Here is a 15,187-nt window from a genome sequence, read left to right on the forward strand (position 1 = left end):
AAAATCACCTCTTTTTATTTTTGTATTCTACTAATCGCCGTACTCAGCTCCAAGGACTCATTGATGATTTCTGTAATTCGTTCTACTTCATCATGAATAAAGAAGTGTCCTCCCTCAAAGGTAAACACACGAAATTGCTGATCCGTATGCTGTGCCCACGCCTCTGCATCTTGTAGGGCCACCGTGTTATCAGTCAGTCCTGTCAAGGCGGTGATAGGGCAATGTAAAGGCGTGGCTTTGCTCATATACTTATACATCTCGACTGCTTTGAAATCTGCTCTTAATACTGGCATAAAATAGTCATACAATTCCTGATTGTCAAAAATGGCTTCCGAAAGTTGACCATACCTCTGCAAATGCGTTCTGAATTGATCTGCAGGCAGATCATGTAACCACGGGAGATTTCTTGGGATATGCGGTGCCCGTCCACCCGAAACAAATAGATGAGCCGGCTGGCCATATCCTCCAGCCACCAGCTTATAATACAGCTCGAATGCAATCATCGTTCCCATGCTGTGACCGTATATGGCATAAGGATCACCAGGGACTAACTCATGGCTGATTTGATGCAGCAGATCCTCGCTCATCTCCTCAATACTATCCTTAAGCGGTTCCCCAGAACGAATACCTCTGCCCGCCAATTCCAAAGGGACAAGTTTAATCTGTGGAAGCAGCAGCTTTTTCCATTTGAAGCTGACTGATGCCGATCCGCCTGCATATGGGATGAAAAATAATGTGATAGGTGCCATTCTTGCAACCTCCTGTGTTGCGGAATTCTAACTTTTTTATTTTAGCACAAAAAGGTATATTTACCCATTTCAAATATTTTGCAAATTCGAAAAAGAGGGTTGACGAATTCAAGCACATTTTGCATAAAGCAGGAAATGTATTTCTTAAGGAAGAACTGCTGTATGTTTGAATATAATCATGTGTTGGGTCTTTTATTTTTCCAATTTGAGAGGAGTCCTGCGCCATGAAGTATGGTTTCTTCGATGATGCCAACCAAGAATATGTCATCACCACCCCTCAAACTCCGTATCCCTGGATTAATTATTTAGGTAATGAACGATTTTTTGGACTCATCTCCAATACAGGCGGCGGCTATGCATTTTATCGAGATGCTCGCTTACGTCGCTTAACACGTTACCGGTACAACAATATTCCTGTCGATAACGGTGGTCGCTATTTTTATATTTATGCTGATGGAGATTATTGGACTCCGGGCTGGATGCCGGTTAAAAGGGCCCTGGAGCAGTATGAATGTCGTCATGGACTTGGATATACCTCAATTATGGGGGAACGCAGAGGGATTCGGGCTACGCAACTAGCTTTTGTGCCCCTATCCTTTGACGGCGAGGTCCACCAGGTCAAGCTTCAGAACACATCGTTACAAACTAAAAAGATCAAACTCTTTTCATTCGTCGAATTCTGCCTGTGGAACGCCTATGACGATATGACCAATTTTCAGCGTAACTTGAACACAGGCGAAGTTGAAATACAGGACTCTGTCATTTATCACAAGACAGAATACCGTGAGCGCCGCAATCATTATGCTTTTTTCTCTGCGAATCGTCCGCTGGCGGGCTATGACACAGACCGTGAAGCTTTTTTGGGTCTCTACAACGGACTGGATCAGCCCCACACCATCACCGCAGGGCAAGCGTCTAACTCGATAGCCAGCGGCTGGTCCCCTATCGGATCGCATTGCATTGAGATTACACTGGAGCCGGGCGAAGAAACAAGCTGTAACTTTGTACTCGGATATGTGGAAAACCCAGAGGAAGAAAAATGGGAGTCCCCCGGTATTATTAACAAAAAACAGGCTCATGCTATGATCGCGCAATTTGCGGATGAAACCGATGTGGACCGTGCGTTAAGTGAGCTGCGAAGTTATTGGAACAATCTGCTGTCTAAGTACACCCTTCAAAGTCACGATGACAAGCTGAACCGAATGGTGAACATATGGAACCCGTATCAATGTATGGTTACATTCAATATGTCACGTTCGGCTTCGTATTTTGAATCCGGTATTGGACGTGGTATGGGTTTTCGGGATTCAAATCAAGACTTGCTCGGCTTCGTCCACCAAATACCGGAGCGGGCAAGGGAACGGATTATCGACATCGCTTCTACTCAATTTGAAAATGGCGGGGCATATCATCAGTACCAACCGTTAACCAAAAAAGGAAATCACGAGGTTGGCGGTGGCTTTAACGACGATCCGCTGTGGCTTATTGTCGGTACCTCAGCATATATCAAAGAAACCGGAGACTTTGGCATACTGGATGAACAAGTTCCCTTTGACGGGAATATAGATCGTGCCGCTTCGCTGTTTGAACATTTGAAGCGTTCTTTTTATCATGTTGTAGACAATCTCGGTCCGCATGGTCTTCCGCTCATTGGCCGGGCTGACTGGAACGACTGTCTGAATCTCAACTGTTTTTCCGCTACACCAGATGAGTCCTATCAGACGACACAGAATTTGGAGGGCCGCATAGCCGAATCTGTGTTTATCGCAGGACTATTCGTATACACTGGGCCGGATTTTATTGAACTTTGCAAGCGCAGAGGTTTGAATGAAGAAGCAGTCGCCGCTCAAGCACATGTGGATTGTATGCGAACAGCCACATTGGAGCATGGGTTTGACGGGGAATGGTTCTTGCGGGCGTACGACCATTATGGTAACAAAATAGGGAGCAAGGATTGTGAGGAAGGGCAAATTTTCATAGAGCCTCAAGGCTTCTGTGTAATGGCAGGAATTGGCGTTGAAGAAGGCTTGGCTCATAAAGCTCTCGACTCTACACGTGATCGGCTGGAAACTCCCTACGGCATTGTACTACAACATCCGCCTTATTCCCGCTACTATATTAATCTGGGTGAAATCTCTTCCTACCCTCCTGGGTATAAGGAAAATGCAGGTATTTTCTGTCACAATAACCCCTGGATTATGATGGCAGAAGCTGTCATAGGACGCGGTGATCGCGCTTTCGAGCTGTATAGCAAAATTGCTCCCGCTTATCTAGAGGATATCAGCGACATTCATCGTACCGAGCCATATGTGTATGCTCAAATGATTGCGGGCAAGGATGCGGTTCGTGAAGGTGAAGCCAAAAATTCCTGGCTAACGGGTACTGCGGCTTGGAATTTTATAGCTATTACTCAATCCATCCTCGGTATTCAGCCGGAATGGGACGGTCTGCGTATTGATCCGTGCATCCCCAAATCCTGGGGAGAATTCACAGTCACCCGTGTCTTCCGAGGCGACACCTATGTGATTCATATCACGAATCCACAGCACGTCTCCAAAGGTGTAGCTACAGTTACCGTAGATGGCACTGTTCTAACGAATAATATTCTGCCGGTTGCAGGAGATGGAACTATTCACCAGGTAAAAGTGTTACTGGGCTAACGAGTTCGTGCCCTTCAAAAAAATTAGCTTCAACTTCACCACATAGTATCTTATAATACGAGAATGGCTATAGATACATTAAGTGTGGTGACATCATGAACAAGACAAAACGGCTAACTCAAACCATGGATTACAGAACAAAGCAAGCCCGCTGGGTGCGCAAAATGTTATTACTTTACTGGATGATTATAACCGTACATTTTATTGTCCAGCTGGGCAGCTACTTATTCCTTGATTATCCCGCTTCGCCTTATGAATTTTACGTTGGGGTCCTTATTGTTCCCACACTAATCATGAGTGGATCCAACTTACTTGCAGAACTGGCACATTTTAAATTTAACAGGTATTCTTTTGCGATTCTGTTTATGGCAAGCACCGTCATTTGTTGGATGATTATTCGCCTTAACTATGACATTCGGATTATTCCAGCGTTGTGCTTGTTGCCTATTTTCTCTTCAATCTTGTTCTTCAATCGTCGCTTAATATGGCTTTCTTTTGTATTGCAAGTGATCGTCTTCTTTCTATTGCTAGCAATAGATGGATCATTCCGCAGCTATTTGTCAGACTTTGATATCGTGGCGATTCCGACATTTTTGATTATGTCCACCTTTATTGCCCTCATTATTCAGGCCAGCGGCCGCGATTTGTTAGTGGATTTATACAAAACAAAGCGTGCTCAGCAGGAATTAATGATCAGTAACGCGATTATTAGTAAAATGTCCATGACTGATGGTTTAACGAAGCTATACAATCATTTGTCTTTCCAAAACTTTTATGAAAAAGCACTGGAATATGCCGAACAAGGCGCGATCATCCATCTGGCGTTAGTGGATATTGATAATTTCAAGAAGATCAATGACACTTACGGGCATCAGTTTGGAGATAAAATTTTGGAAGGCATCTCGCAAATTATTACAGAGCAGATTACAGCAAATGACATTCCGGCCCGCTATGGCGGTGAGGAGTTTGCTATTTTGATGTTCGAGCATACTTTTGAGGAAGCTTATCAGATTGTAGAGAACATTCGGCGTGAAGTGGAGAAAATGACCTTTCAGGAGAAAATGCAAATCGTTTCTGTAACCGTAAGCATTGGATTAAAAAGCTATACCGAGGATATGAACAAAGACAAAGATGTATTTTTCCAGGAGACAGACGACTATTTGTATCAAGCCAAGCGCTCCGGTAAAAATAAAATTGTTGCTCTTAACCATATCGCTTAATGTAAAAATGCATTTAATGCAACTCCGGCATATAGTTGTCGGAGTTTTTTTGTATGTAGAAACTTAAAATTGAGAAGAGTTGACAATTTTATGGATTGCAAACTAAAATGGTTACACGCGGAATGGTTATTTACTTACGAAAAATAAGCTTTAAGGAGATGGTTTTACATGTCAACACTCGTTATTGTTGTTCACCCTGATCTTGCAGAGTCTCGCGTTAACAAAAGATGGATGCAAGAACTCAAGAAGCAATCCAGTGTGACCGTTCACAACCTGTATGAAGTATATCCGGATGAGCAAATCAACGTTGCCCATGAGCAAAAACTGCTAGAGCAGCATGATCGTATCGTTCTGCAATTCCCTTTTTACTGGTATAGCAGTCCTCCCCTGCTGAAAAAATGGCTGGATAAGGTTTTAACCTACGGCTGGGCTTATGGAAGCGAAGGTGACAAGCTACAGGGCAAAGAGTTGTTGATCGCCTTGTCTGCTGCCAGCGTGGAGGAAAACTATCAACATGACGGAAGAAACAGATATACGATCGAAGAGCTGTTGAGACCTTTTGAAGCTACAGGCCTTCTGATTGGTGTCAAATTGCTCCCTTATTTCGTGCAGTATGGTGCCGGAGTTTTGACAGATGAGCAGTTGGAGCAATCTGCACAAAAATACGTGCAGGCGGTTATTTCTTAATTTACACAAAATACCCCTTGGAAGGTGCCCACACCTGCTTGCCCTACAGCAGACGTTGGCTCCAACCAAGGGGCTTTGCTGATAGAATTACATTTACAGCGTAACCAAGTTACTCGTTACCTGAGCCATGCTTTCTTTAATAATATTGCAGCCCTTGCTCAAGTTCTCCATACTTATCGTTAACGCTGGCATAATTTTAAGTACCGTATCGTTACGCCCAGCTCGCTCAATAATAAGCCCCTTACTAAAGCAGAGAGTTGCAACCTCCTTGGCGAAAGCTTCTCCCAGATGGGTCACATCAATTCCCCAGATCAGTCCCAAGCCGCGAATTTCAATAAGTGGATCCATTGTTTGGATATGTTCACGCAAGAACTGCTGAACAAAAGCTTCTTTTTCCTTCACTTGGGCTTCCAACCCAACCGTGTCTCTGAACTCCAGCGCTGCCTTTGCTCCGACAAACGCTAGCTGATTTCCACGGAAGGTGCCGTTATGTTCACCAGGACTCCAAATATCCAGTTCTGGCTTAAGCAGCAACAAGGACATTGGCAGACCGTATCCACTGATCGACTTGGACAAGACAACCATATCAGGCACAATGCCTGCTCGCTCAAACGAGAAGAACGAACCAACTCGGCCGCAACCGACCTGAATATCGTCAGCAATGAGCAAGATATCATGATCATCGCAAAGCTGTCGCAAATCACGCAACCATTCGTTATCTGCAATATTAATACCGCCTTCAGCCTGTATCGTTTCCAAAATAATCGCAGCAGGCTTCTCCACACCGGAATGAGTGTCTGTTAAAAGCTGTTCCATGTACAAAATGGTATCCATTCCGTTAAATGTGCTGTTATAAGGTATAAAGGTAACATTATTCAGTGGGACTCCTGCGCTCTCTCGCATGGAGTTATTGCTGGTAATCGATAAGCTACCGAGCGACATACCGTGGAACGCGCCCATAAAAGCAAAAACACCATTTCTTTTTTTTACCTTACGCGCAAGTTTCAGTGCTGCTTCCACCGCATTGGTTCCCGTCGGTCCGCAAAATTGAAGCTTATAATTCAAGCCCTTAGGCCGGAGAATACGCTCGGAAAAAGACTCTATAAACTCTTGCTTGGCCGTGGTGTACATATCCAGACCATGCATGATCCGATCGGAGGTTAAATAATCTAGTAACCGGTTTTTCATAAAGTCATTATTGTGCCCATAATTTAAAGCCCCTGCACCGGCGAAAAAGTCAATATATCCCTCTCCTGCCTCCGTGTACAAAACATCGTTTTTCGCTTTGTTGAAAACAACTGGAAAACTCCTGCAATAAGACCTTACATTGGACTCCAGTGTTTCGAATGTGTTCATAAATATTCGTCCTCCCGCTGACCTGATTTTTGAAAAATACAAGCATGGAAAGCAAAAAAAGTGTAAATATGTAATCTAAAATGAGTAGACAGTCTGAATTCACAATGGGATATCCACACCATAAAATCTTGAGTACGATCACAAGAACATATAGAGTACAAAAGAATACAACAGAGATGCACATTGAGAGTAAGATGAATAGAAGATTAAATAGTGGGGTTTTCTAAGAGGTCTGTCAGAGGATGTCAACTCCTATGTAATAAAATACCATAATTTTCATTAAAGTCAATGCATGTTTCTGAGATCTTTTGTTAATTTATTGTAATTTTAGGACATTTCCTTGCAGTATATTGTTAAATAAATATGAAATATGACGTAATATAGTAATAAATCTCAAAAATAGTACATTTTCATATCAAATAGATATATATCTAGATCGTCCGGAGACTGGATTTCCATAATAAAGCTGAGCTTTTGACAGACTGACCAAAGGAGTTTACTCTATCAAAAGAACTTGCTAAATTTAAAAATAGATAAGGAAACACATCATGTCTAATGTTTTGATTATTGAAGATGATAATATGCTGGGTGACACTCTCTCCTTATATTTAACAGGGGAAGGCTACCACGTTACACGAGTGGAACAAGCGACTGAGGGTATTGCCCGACTCGATAGGGTACAGCCCGATATTATTTTACTAGATCTGTTGCTTCCAGATTTGGATGGCGTGAATCCCTGCCCACTGATACGCAAGCATACGGACGTACCAATCATCGTGATTTCTACAGAAAACGACATTTCAGAGCGCATTCGTACACTTACGTTGGGAGCAGATGATTATATTTGCAAGCCTTTTAGTATGCAAGAGCTCAAAGCACGGATCGAAGCTCTTTTCCGTCGGATCAAAATCACACGCTCGCAAGGAAGAGGCATTTCACCTGTAGCTGAACCTGAAACAGGCATTACTTTGGATCTGGCGAGAAGAATGGTTACCGTTAATGGTCAGATGGTAGAGATGACCTATTCGGAATTTGAGCTAATGAAACTTTTTTATATGAACCGAGGAATTGTATTTAGTAGATATGCCTTGATTCAGGCTCTCCGTGGCACAGACTCCTTTATTAATGAGAGGGCAGTGGACGTACATATTAACCATTTACGTAGAAAGATCGAAAAAGACCCCAAGAAACCGCAATTGATTAAGACCATTTGGGGAATCGGTTACAAATTTATGCAATAACGCAGCTAGATCCAGGGAATGGATGATTTAATTTGATTAATCTCCTTTTGAACCCTACTCAGTTGCTCTCTCCAGTCTGGATACAGCTCTCCCCCTGAGGTTTCATTGCTGCGCTTCAATGCTTTCTCCAGCTTTATCACCTTTGCCAGCAGCTCAGTCGCGCACAGATTCCCCGTTCCTCCCTTCAGCGAGTGAATTAATCGAAGAGCAGAAGATAACTGACCATTGTCCATTTTTCTCACAACTCTTCTATCAAGATACTGGTATTCCTGTATCCATTTATGTAGGGCAAATTGAAAAATATACACCTTGCCATCCATACCGGCTATCGCTTTCTCCGCGTGAATACCATGTAATTCTTGCAGCCAAGCTAAATGAATCCAGCTATTTAACATTCTTGTTGCGGTTAATTCATGTACAGGCTTGAGCAGCACATCATTAATGCCTGCACGTAGACAAACCTCCTGCTCAGGCTGCACAGCATCCGCGGTAAAAGCGATAATAGGGAGTCTGTTAAAAGCTCTGTTTCTTCGAATATGTCTGGCCGTCTCAAAACCATCCATTTCCGGCATATGCAGATCAAGCAGCACCATATCCCATGAGCACCGCTCCAGTAATTCTATAACTTCTCTTCCATTTGTGACTATCGTTACCTCAAAACCACGCTCTGCCAAAAACTCAGTGATCACAACTTGGCTAATCTCGTTATCCTCTGCTATGAGGATTTGATATTTTTGTGTTGAGACCCCAACTTCATATTGGAGGTCCATTGTTGCAACAGCTTCCAGACTATGATTATCTACAGACACTGGCTTTTCCTGCTCAGGTCTCAAGCGGAGCACCTCCAGAAGAGCGCTCCGGGTTACTGGCTTAGACAAAAAGGCATCTACCCCCTGCTCTGTAGCTTCAGCGGCTACTTCTTCCAACTGGAACACGGTTGTAAGCCCAATGACCTGAGTCATTTGCTTATCCAGTATATGAAGCCAATGCCTGCGTGATTCAAGCTCTCTAAAGTCTTCCATCCCCATATCAATCATAACCAAATCAAAATGTTCACCCTTTTGAAAAGCGTCTGAATATTCCTGTAAGGATGAAACGGTGAGTGTTTGTAGCCCCAAATCTTGCAGTAGTTCGTTCAGGCTGTGGCCCACCAGTTCATGCTGTGCAATGATTAAGGCTTTGCCGTTTACTGGTTTTTCCAGCTGTGTGCTTCTCGCATTAAAATCCCCTATTTCAAGTTCCACATTAAAGTAAAATTGACTGTACTCTCCTAAACGGCTTTTCACTTCTACGCTACCGCCCATAGCTTCAGCCAATTGCTTGCTAATAGCCAAACCCAGCCCGGAACCCCCATATCTGTGGGTTGATGTACTCACTTGTGTAAAAGGGACGAATAGCTTGTCCATTCCCGTCTTAGAAATGCCTATGCCCGTATCTTCTACCATAAAAGAGACACTCACTCGTCCGTCCTGCTGGCCTACCATTTTTACCTGTAACAATACATGTCCCTGGTCCGTGAACTTAATGGCGTTGGTCAGAAGATTTAAAAGCACCTGTTCCATTCGAAGCGGATCTCCCTTGAACCTTTTAGGTAATTTCGGGTCCACTATGAAAACGATCTCTACTTTTTTATGTTCCAGCAAAATCCCAACGGTATCTGCGAGATGCCGAAGCATGTTTTCCAGCTCAAATTCCGCCTTTTCCAGTTCTACCCTACGGGCCTCCATTTTAGAAAAATCCAAGACATTATTGAGCATGGACAAAAGAGTACGCGAGGAGGCGAGCAGCTTATGGAGGTAATCATGTTGAACGTCAGTCAGTTGAGTCTTACTCAACAGCTTTGAGAGGCCAATGATGCCATTCAGCGGCGTTCGAATTTCGTGGCTCATATGAGCTAGAAAAATACTTTTTGCATGGTTAGATTCACTCATCTCCTTTCTTTTCTGCTCGGAAGCTTTATACTCCGTAATATCCAATACATGACCGATGACATATCTGGTGAGCCCCTCGTCCCTGACAGGATGCAAGGTAATTAAAGCTGAATATTCCCAAAACTCCAATTCAAATACGGTCCGATCACCGAACCAAGCCTGTTTGTAGTATTCGGTAAGCTGCTCCAGTGTTTCAAAGGAAAGCTCCAAAATATCCCCGATACGCTTCACATGCTCCCATTTATTGAAATTGACTTGCAGATTCAGACCCATGCGCTCCAGCAATTCACCATCAAGCAGCATATAATAAAATTCATCCCCCCTTTTCTCCAACCTGAAGGTAAAGCCAGGTTGAACTCGAAGTAAAGTTAGCAGATCATGATTTTTGTCAATCGAACGCTGTCCATTTGTATACCTGGCGGGGATTAGTGCCTGCCCAAACAGAGTAATGAACAATAGACCAACCCCTATTTCCAACCCGCAGGTCAGCAGTGTTCCATCACTTATGCCAAAATATAAGAACAGAACTCCTGCCAGCCCGTATAAGACGCCCGTGAACGCCTGACGAATGAGCTGACGCTGAAAAATCAAAACTAATAATAATATCACGATCGTATATAGCAACAAATCTCGAACCAAGTGTTCGTCCTCCTTGTAATCTCCCATACGTTGCGAGAAGCTGTATCGGAAATATAAAAAACTCAGGACAGATTCCTTATGCCATTAGGCTTAAAGAACTGTCCCGAGCATTCATTGTACTATAGATTCCATAAGGTTCAAGCTCGTTTTAATATTTGAAACGACTGATCATCACCTTCAAATCAGCAGCCATATTGGAAAGCAATTGAGCAGAGGCTGAAATTTCCTCCATGGAAGCCAATTGCTCTTCTGAGGAGGCGGCCACTTCTTCAGATGTAGCGGCATTACCGGTTGCAATCGTCGCCAGCTCATTGGCTGTCGCTGCAATCTCTTGTACACTGGCTGAGATTTGCTGGGCTATCGAAGCAACCTCCTCTACCTGAGGAGTGGTCTCTCGAATGCCTTCCATCGCATGATTCAGCTTCACAATGGTCGCTTTGGAAATCTGTAGCCCGTCCTTCACCTCAGTCGTAACCCTATCCATCGTCTCCACCGTAGTTTCGGTTTCATGTTGAATTTCGCCAATCAAGTTGGCAATCTGGGTGGCAGAACTCTGAGACTGTTCTGCCAGCTTACGCACCTCATCCGCGACGATGGCAAAGCCTTTACCATGATCACCTGCTCTGGCTGCCTCAATAGCTGCATTCAACGCCAACAGGTTCGTCTGATTGGAGATATCGCCAATGACCTTCGTAATTTCTCCAATTTCATGAGAGCGGGCTTGCAAGGTTTGAATCATCCGGTTGGAACGCTCTACTGACTCGTGAATGGAATTCATCTGCTCGCCTGTCTGCTCTACAGATTTTCGTCCTTCCTCAGCTTGCAAGGCAGATTGTCTGGCCAGATCCGCTACTGAAGTCGAGCGTTCAGCGATTCGAGTGATTCCACGTGCTATTTCATCCAGTGCCACCGAGTTATTTTCCAGCCCCATAGTCTGCTTCTCCGCACCGCTAGCAATTTCTTGCACGGCTTGGGACACCTGCTCACTTGCAGCGCTGGTTTGTTCCGCGCTTATCGTCAGCTCATTCGAAGAAAGAGCGACGTGATCTGCACTGTTTCCTACATTCTGAATAACAGATCGCAAGTTGTTCTGCATATTCTGAAAAGCTACTCCTAATAGTCCAATTTCGTCTTTGCTCATGACTTGAATGTCCTGTGTCAGATCCCCGGCACTCACATTTTCCGCCTGTTCTTTAAGTTTTAAAATCGGTTTAATGATGGAACGGATCAGGAAATAAACAATGATAGCACCAATCACAAGACAACCAACAATGGTAAGCAAAGTGCTGATCAAAATCGGCTGAGCTGCTTCATCGACTTCAGATAAATAAAGCGTTCCGCCTATCTTCCAGCCTGTCAGCTTATTGGTCGCATAGTTCATATATTTGAGCTGACCTTCATATTCATATTCGTATTCACCAGTATCGCTTTGAAACATGCGTGATTCAATATCTGTAATTTTGGTGCCTGCTGTCTTCGTTGGATGAACAATGTAAGTATGGTTGCTATCCAGCAATATGGCATAACCCTCATGGCCTACTTTAATATTGTTCAATGTATCTTTAATACCACTAATTTTCAGATCAATGCCAATAACACCCGATCCATCTGTCGTTGCTCTCGACACCGTAACCGTCATCTGCTTTGAATCTGCCGAAAGATAAGGTGAACTAATCGCTGTCTTTGTTGGTCCCTTTATCGCTTCATCATACCAAGGTCTGATACGTGGATCATAATTATCGGGTAATTGCTTTTGTGGATAGGTTGTAATTTTAGCGTCTTTCGTACCATAATAGATAGATTCTGCTTCTGGGTGAAGTGCAGCATATTGCTTAAACAACTCTTCCAGTTTAGCTGCTTGTTCCTCCGTCTCGATCCGATTGCCTTTTAGTCTTTCTGCAAAATATTCTGCATCATGTATCTTGGGCTCAATGGCACTATCAATGATAAAATTTGTACGAATTATAGCCTGCTCGGCGCTCTCTTCAATCTGGTTTCGAATCTGCTGACTAGCGCTCACAAACGACAGAGCACCCACGATCATGGATGGTATGATCAAAAATGCAATAAAGGCCACCATTAGCTTTGTTTTGAAATTTTTACTGAGCATCCTCGACACCTTCCGTTTTTTTTCTGAAAACTTCTTCATTACTAAGCATCTCCATTTCATCGCCAGAATTTTGTAACCTATGGTGAACTGCTTAAATCTTGTCGATGATGACAGGTCACCTGACAGATTCTTTTTCACGTTTTTTCACATCTCTTGCTGAAATGCTTCGATATAAAAAGATATAAACACGCTAGTTGAATAGGTATATGTACTTATTTTTGAGCTCCACAAGGCTGAACGGAACCGGTTCTTTGATATAATATACCTAAAAATTATTAAAAAAAATGCAATGTAGATGTTAAGAAAATGTTAGTTTCCCCACACTATACCTACCTCTTTACATAAAATAATCCCCTTGAAGGTGGCACACATAAGGTCATTTATCGAAATCACCATATGCTACACCCGCAAGGGGATTAAATACGCTTTATTCCATTCTATCCAGCAAAGCCTTAAAATCGTCGATATGGGTGACCGGTGCCTGACAAGCAAAATGCTCACACACATATACGGCTGGTTTGCCATTCACAAGATCGTAATCATGGATATAAGGAGCTAATTCTGCAATCTCCGGCTGTCCTTTATCCTTAAAAATAACAACCATATCCGGCCTAAAACCAGCTTGAACCACCTGAACGAACTGGGCAGTCTGCGGATCATCCCTTTGACCCACAATGACAATCTCTCTCGTCTTTCCCGTCGCATACAACAACGCGCTGAGCAGCGCTGAGTAGCCTGAGGGGTAATGAGCAACCATCCCGCCAAAAGCCTTAAACTGCTTGGCTGCATAGTCTTCCAATCGAGTTTCCCCCGTTAGCCGCGCAAGCCGCACAAAATTATGGGCCGCAATGCTGTTACCCGACGGAATCGCACCATCATAAATTTCTTTGGGTCTGGATATCAATTGTTCGCTATCTGATCCGGTAAAGAATAATCCGTCCCGTTCTTCATCCCAAAACAGATCAATCATATTCTGATTAAGCGTCAGTGCCCGCCGTAGATATTGCACATCAAAGGTCGTCTGGTACAACTCGATCAAGCCCCACACATAAAAAGCATAATCATCTACATAGCCGGGGTAAGCTGCCTGACCGTCCCGATACCGTGCCAATAGGCGTCCATCCCCCCGTCTCAAATGGTTCCACAAGAACGTCTCTGCCTTTCGAGCTTGCTCAGTATATCTGGTATCTCCAAAAGCTTGCCCCGCCTTGGCCAAAGCAGCAATCATCAACCCGTTCCACGAGGTCAAAATCTTGTCATCCTTTTGAGGATGAACCCGCTGCTCCCTAGCAGTAAACAGCTTGGCCCGTAGCTCACTGACCCGCTGCTCCAGCTCTGGCTCGGTCAAGTCATGCTTGTTCGCATAGGCTTCCAGATTGATATCAATCAGGTTTGGAATATTGTGGCCTTCAAAATTACCGTAAGGTGTGATTCCGTACAAATCGTTGAAAAAAGCGGCATCCTCATCGCCCAGTACAGACTTTATCTCGGAGTCGCTCCAGACGTAAAATCTACCCTCTTCTCCTTCAGAATCCGCGTCCTCTGCCGAATAAAAGGCACCACCTACATCCGTCATGTCTCTTGCGATATATGTAAAAATTTGTTCAGTGATTTGTCGATACAGTCTCTTGCCTGTCACCTGCCAAGCCTCTGTATACGTGATGGCCAACAAAGCATTGTCATACAGCATTTTTTCAAAATGCGGCACCAACCATTTCTCGTCCACTGAGTACCTTGAGAATCCCATGCCTACATGGTCGTAGATTCCGCCCCGTGACATCGCATCCAGCGTCTTCTCTACCATTTCCAATGCCTGTTGATTCCCCGTATGTTGTGCATATCGCAGCAGAAAAGACAAGTTATGTGGAGAGGGAAACTTCGGCGCTTCTCCGAAGCCACCATATTCATGATCGAAGGTGTGGCTGTATTCATGGAAAGCTTTATTCAAGCACTGCTCATCCAGTTCACCGCGATAACCTGCAAGCAAGTCCTGTCGTTCATGCTCGGTAAGTACCTGCTCACTCAGCTCCATCAGCTCATCCGGCTGTTCTTTCCAGCGGATTCCCACCTTACTCAGCAACTCCAAAAGTCCGACACGCCCAAACTTCTGCTCCTTGGGCAAATACGTACCCGCAAAAAAAGGCTTCTGATCCGGCGTCATCAAAATCGTCAGCGGCCAGCCCCCATGCCCCGTCATCGTCTCACAGATAGACATATAGATATGATCCACATCCGGACGTTCCTCTCGATCCACTTTAATGGATACGTAATCCCGGTTTAATACCTCAGCTACCTCTTCATCCTCGAAAGATTCTCTCTCCATTACATGGCACCAATGACAAGTTGAATAGCCAATCGACAAGAAAATAGGCTTGTTATCACGCTTAGCAATTTCAAAAGCTTCATCTGACCAAGGGAACCAGTTTACCGGATTGTAAGCATGTTGTAATAGGTACGGTGAATTTTCTTTGGCTAATCTATTCGGTTTGCTGCTCGTTGACATGGGGCATCACCACTTCCGTAGTTGGATTTTATGCTTGGTATTATTTTACCCTAAATGGGTGGTAAAAGTCGGAAGAACAGAAAAAAGATAA

The 15,187-nt window shown here is 43.9% G+C and carries 9 protein-coding genes; 4 read left to right on the forward strand and 5 right to left on the reverse strand.

Annotated elements, in window-relative coordinates:
* Positions 1-14: 14 nt before the first annotated feature.
* Entirely contained in the window at positions 15-749 is a 735-nt protein-coding gene (locus MMB75_RS22565; protein WP_277510972.1) for a thioesterase II family protein, read from the reverse strand.
* Positions 750-973: 224 nt separating this feature from the next.
* On the opposite strand from MMB75_RS22565, the gene MMB75_RS22570 reads away from it, so the two are divergent.
* The 3 genes from MMB75_RS22570 (at position 974) to MMB75_RS22580 (ending at position 5,316) form a co-directional block, all read left to right on the forward strand.
* Entirely contained in the window at positions 974-3,409 is a 2,436-nt protein-coding gene (locus tag MMB75_RS22570; protein ID WP_277510973.1) for a glycoside hydrolase family 94 protein, read from the forward strand.
* A 95-nt stretch (positions 3,410-3,504) separates the two neighbouring features.
* Positions 3,505-4,629: a GGDEF domain-containing protein gene (locus tag MMB75_RS22575; protein ID WP_242210904.1), complete on the forward strand. Its 1,125-nt coding sequence runs from the start codon at positions 3,505-3,507 to the stop codon at positions 4,627-4,629.
* A 168-nt stretch (positions 4,630-4,797) separates the two neighbouring features.
* The gene (locus MMB75_RS22580; RefSeq protein WP_017428554.1) at positions 4,798-5,316 is read left to right on the forward strand and encodes an NAD(P)H-dependent oxidoreductase; all 519 of its coding nucleotides are present in this window, start codon (positions 4,798-4,800) and stop codon (positions 5,314-5,316) included.
* 93 nt (positions 5,317-5,409) lie between these two features.
* Here MMB75_RS22580 and ectB read toward each other — a convergent pair whose 3' ends face one another.
* Positions 5,410-6,672, reverse strand: a complete 1,263-nt coding sequence (gene ectB, locus MMB75_RS22585) for a diaminobutyrate--2-oxoglutarate transaminase (protein ID WP_017428553.1) — start codon at positions 6,670-6,672, stop codon at positions 5,410-5,412.
* Between the two features lie 548 nt (positions 6,673-7,220).
* Here ectB and MMB75_RS22590 point away from each other — a divergent pair.
* Positions 7,221-7,913, forward strand: coding sequence for a response regulator transcription factor (locus MMB75_RS22590; protein WP_277510976.1), 693 nt, complete (start codon positions 7,221-7,223; stop codon positions 7,911-7,913).
* 5 nt (positions 7,914-7,918) lie between these two features.
* Here the strand turns inward: MMB75_RS22590 and MMB75_RS22595 are convergent, their stop codons facing one another.
* From MMB75_RS22595 to MMB75_RS22605, 3 genes are all read right to left on the reverse strand, one after another.
* Positions 7,919-10,483: a hybrid sensor histidine kinase/response regulator gene (locus MMB75_RS22595; protein WP_277510979.1), complete on the reverse strand. Its 2,565-nt coding sequence runs from the start codon at positions 10,481-10,483 to the stop codon at positions 7,919-7,921.
* Positions 10,484-10,631: 148 nt separating this feature from the next.
* Positions 10,632-12,632 carry a methyl-accepting chemotaxis protein gene (locus MMB75_RS22600; protein WP_117289872.1) on the reverse strand — a complete coding sequence of 667 codons (2,001 nt, stop codon included), beginning with the start codon at positions 12,630-12,632 and terminating at the stop codon, positions 10,632-10,634.
* Between the two features lie 388 nt (positions 12,633-13,020).
* Complete coding sequence (locus tag MMB75_RS22605) at positions 13,021-15,096, reverse strand: thioredoxin domain-containing protein (protein ID WP_277510984.1); 2,076 nt, start codon at positions 15,094-15,096, stop codon at positions 13,021-13,023.
* Positions 15,097-15,187: the final 91 nt, after the last annotated feature.

It is taken from the genome of Paenibacillus sp. P2(2022), from assembly GCF_029522175.1.
Classification (GTDB): domain Bacteria; phylum Bacillota; class Bacilli; order Paenibacillales; family Paenibacillaceae; genus Paenibacillus; species Paenibacillus polymyxa.